This window comes from Saccharopolyspora sp. 6M (assembly GCF_020176775.1).
Classification (GTDB): domain Bacteria; phylum Actinomycetota; class Actinomycetes; order Mycobacteriales; family Pseudonocardiaceae; genus Saccharopolyspora_C; species Saccharopolyspora_C gregorii.
In genome coordinates, this window is the sequence record NZ_JAIUJZ010000322.1 from 1 (window position 1) to 3,693 (window position 3,693).

2 protein-coding genes and 1 pseudogene are annotated in these 3,693 nt (G+C 74.1%); all 3 read left to right on the forward strand.

Annotation, left to right across the window (positions count from 1 at the left end; translation table 11 throughout):
- Positions 1-488: pseudogene (locus LCD31_RS28475) on the forward strand (Crp/Fnr family transcriptional regulator); the annotation flags it as partial.
- A gap of 240 nt (positions 489-728) precedes the next feature.
- The gene (locus LCD31_RS28480; RefSeq protein ID WP_224963234.1) at positions 729-2,618 is read left to right on the forward strand and encodes a hypothetical protein; all 1,890 of its coding nucleotides are present in this window, start codon (positions 729-731) and stop codon (positions 2,616-2,618) included.
- A gap of 59 nt (positions 2,619-2,677) precedes the next feature.
- Positions 2,678-3,693, forward strand: a 1,016-nt coding sequence (locus LCD31_RS28485) for a family 2B encapsulin nanocompartment shell protein (RefSeq protein ID WP_224963236.1), incomplete at its 3' end; no start/stop codon positions are given.

Below are 3,693 nucleotides of genomic sequence, written 5' to 3' on the forward strand. Positions count from 1 at the left end.
TCCACAACGCAGACCTCTCCCAACGCATCCACACCCGCACCGGCCCACCCACCCCCGACGACCTCGACGAACTCCTGTCCACGGTGTGGAAGGAGCCGACGTTCTTCCTGGCGCACCCGCGGGCGATCGCCGCGTTCGGCCGGGAGTGCAGCAAGCGCGGGCTGTACCCGCAGAACGTGGACTTCCAGGGCCACCAGGTCCCGGCGTGGCGCGGCGTGCCGCTGCTGCCGAGCAACAAGATCGGGGTGTCGGAGACCCGCACCACCTCGATCATGCTGTTGCGCGCCGGGGAGCAGAACCAGGGCGTCGTCGGCCTGCACCAGACCGGCATCCCGGACGAGTACCAGCCGGGCCTGTCGGTGCGGTTCATGGGCATCAACGAGAGCGCCGTCATCTCGTACCTGGTCAGCACCTACTACTCGGCCGCGATCCTGGTGCCGGATGCCCTCGGCGTGCTGGAGCACGTCGAGATCGGGCGCGAGGGCTGACCCGGGATGCGGGCCTTGGAGATCCCCGGTTCCGGTGCGCCGTGCGGTGCGCGGCTGAACCCGCACGTGGATCGCGCGCACGCGCTCGCCGCCAGGTGGACGCGGGAACATGGCCTGCTTCTGTCCGATGTGGACTTATCCGGTCCACGTCGGCCCGCGGACGCGGGGATCCCGAGCTCCCCGCACTCCCCCGGCGCGGACCCGTTCCGGGTCGCACCCGGGGAGGAAGCTCCGGGGCCGGTGGCTCACACGCCTGACGCCACCGGCCCCGGGGTGACCGCATCCGCCGTGCGGGACCAGGTGCTGCTCGCCGCCTGGACCCATCCCGACGTGCCCGGCGCGGAGCTGGCGCTGATCGCCTGCTTCGAGGTGTGGGTGGCGGCGGTGCGCGGGCACGTCCGGCGCTGCTCGGGGGCAGTCGCCGAGCGCTCCGTGGCGGGGTTGCACCAGGTGCTGACCGGTGCGGCCGAATCCCGAGACGCCGCTGACCCCGCCGGCAGGGCGTTGCGCGACCTGCGTTCCCGAGTCGCGCCGTCGTGGCGGCGGCAGGTCGATGCCGCGCTGATCGACCTGCTGCGCGGGCAGGCCGCCGAGTCGGCGGGGGCGGCGGTGTCCCGGGTGCCCAACCCGATCGACCACCTGGGCGCGGGCCGCACCAGCGGGCCCGGCCCGTGGGCCGCGCGGCTGGTGGCCTACGGGCTGCGGGTGCGGATCCCGCGGCAGGTCGCCGCGAGCGCCGCGTTCCGCGCGGTGCACGACGCGTTCTGCGACGTGGTGCTGCTGCGCACCCGGAACGCGGGCGCGCCGGAGGAACCGCGGGACGAGCTCTCCGACAGCGTCGTGGTGCTGCAGCGGCACTTCGGGCAGTCCCGGGCGCGAGCGCTCGCCATGCTCGACGACCTGTTGTCGTGGCGCGCGGAACGGTTCGACGAGCTCACCGGCACCGGCCTGTCCGTGCTGCTGGCGGAGTGCGCGGACGCGGCGCAGCGCGACGCGGTTCTGCGCTACGTCCAGGGGCTGCGGGACTGGTCGGCGGGCCTGCTGGCGTGCCGGCCGGACACGGCGCCGCGGGACGCCGGGCCGCCGCCCCCCCCCCCCCCCCACGCCTCGAACCGGGTGCGGCTGCCCGAGTTCTTCATGCCCTTCGACACCAGGCGGAATCCGGCGGTGGACGCGGCGCGGCGGCACTGCCGCGAGTGGGCCGAGGAGCACGGGTTGCTGCGCGGCACCCGCTCGTGGACTCCCGCCGCGTTCGACTCCGCCGACTACGCGCTGCTGGCCGCGCTGACCGAACCCGATGCGGCGGCGGCCGAGCTGGATTTGGCCGCCGATTGGCAGGTGTGGTCGTGGTACGCCGATGACCACCTCCGGTCCCGGGCCTCGGGTGCGGCGTTCCGGGATCGGCTCGCGGACCTGCTCCGCGACGGGCCGGAACCGCGGGAACCGTGGGAGCGGGCGCTGGTCGACCTGTGGCGGCGCACCACCGACGAGCTGGAACCCCGGCGGCGGCGCGAGTTCGCGGTGCGGCTCGCGGAACGCTTCGAGTACCGGGTGGCGGAACTGCGCGGCCCGGAGCCGGCCGATCCGCTGGCGCTGCTCGCGTCCCGGCGGCGCAGCTGCGGCGCCGAGTTCAGCGCCGCGCTGCTGCGGCACCGCCACGCCGCGCAGCTGCCCGCCGAACTGTTCACCGGCACCCCGATGCGGGCGCTCGCCGAGGCGTTCGCCGAGGTCAGCGCGCTGCGGCACGACCTGCTCCGCTACCGGACGACGTCTCCCGGCCCGCCGCGGACGCCGAACGTGGTGGCGGCGGTGGCGGCGTTCCTCGGCTGCCGGCCGCAGCAGGCGGTGTCGCTGACCGACGACCTGTGCACGGCGCGGCTGCGGCGGTTCGAGTCGGTCGCGCACTGGGAACTTCCCGCGCTCACCGGCGAGTTCGACCTCGACGCGGCGGGCTGCGCACGGCTGGAGCGGTACGTGCGCGGCATGCAGCAGTGGATGGCGGGCGAGCTGCGGTGGGTCGCGGTCACCGGCCGCTACGCCGGTACCGGAGACCGGCCGCGCCGGGCGCGGCGCGCGCACGGCCGACCCGGGCGCCCGGACGAGCGCTTCCTGCGCCGGGCTCCCGGCTAGTACCCCGGGCCGCCTCCCGGCCCGGTTCTTCCAGCAACGACAACGGGATTGGTGACTGCATGACCCGCGAGACCCACACCGGGGACCCCACGGACGCGGGTTCCGGCGCTCGCCCCGCGCTCAGCCTGGGCACCGAGGCGGCGCGGAACCTGTCGACCACGACGAAGACCCCGCCGCAGATGCAGGGCATCACGTCCCGCTGGCTGCAACGCACCCTGCCGTGGGTGGAGGCGAGCTCCGGCACCTACCGGGTGAACCGCCGGTTGACCTACACCCTCGGCGACGGGCGCGTCACGTTCGTCAGCACCGGCAAACACGTGCAGGTGGTGCCGCAGGAGCTGCGGGAGCTGCCCGCGCTGCGCGACTTCGACGACGACGCGGTGCTCGGTGCGCTCGCCGACCGGTTCGTGCAGCGCGAGTACGAGGCGGGCGCGGTGCTCGCCGAGGCGGGCGCGCCGGTCGATCGGATCCTGCTGCTGGCGCACGGCAAGGCGCACAAGCTGACCCGCGGCGAGTACGGCGACGACGCGGTGCTCGGGTTGCTCGCCGATGGGGACCACGCCGGGTCCGGGCTGCTGCTCGACCAGGGCTCGCGGTGGCCGCACACCGTGAAGGCCGTCACGCCCTGCACCGTGCTGGAACTGCGCGGTGACGTCGTGGAGGAGACGGCGGCCCGCGCCGACGGACTGCGCGCCCACCTCGACGACGTGCGTTCGCGGCCGTCGAAGTCGCAGAACAAGCACGGCGAAGCCGAGATCGGCATCCACTCCGGACACAGCGGCGAAGCTCCGCTCGGCGGCACCTTCGTCGACTACGAGACCTCGCCGCGCGAGTACGAGCTGGCCGTCGCCCAAGCGGTGCTGCGCGTGCACAGCCGCGTGTCCGACCTCTACAGCACGCCGATGGACCAGACCGAGCAGCAGCTGCGGCTCACCATCGAAGCACTCCGCGAACGCCAAGAGCACGACCTGCTCAACAACCCCGACTTCGGACTCCTCCACAACGCAGACCTCTCCCAACGCATCCACACCCGCACCGGCCCACCCACCCCCGACGACCTCGACGAACTCCTGTC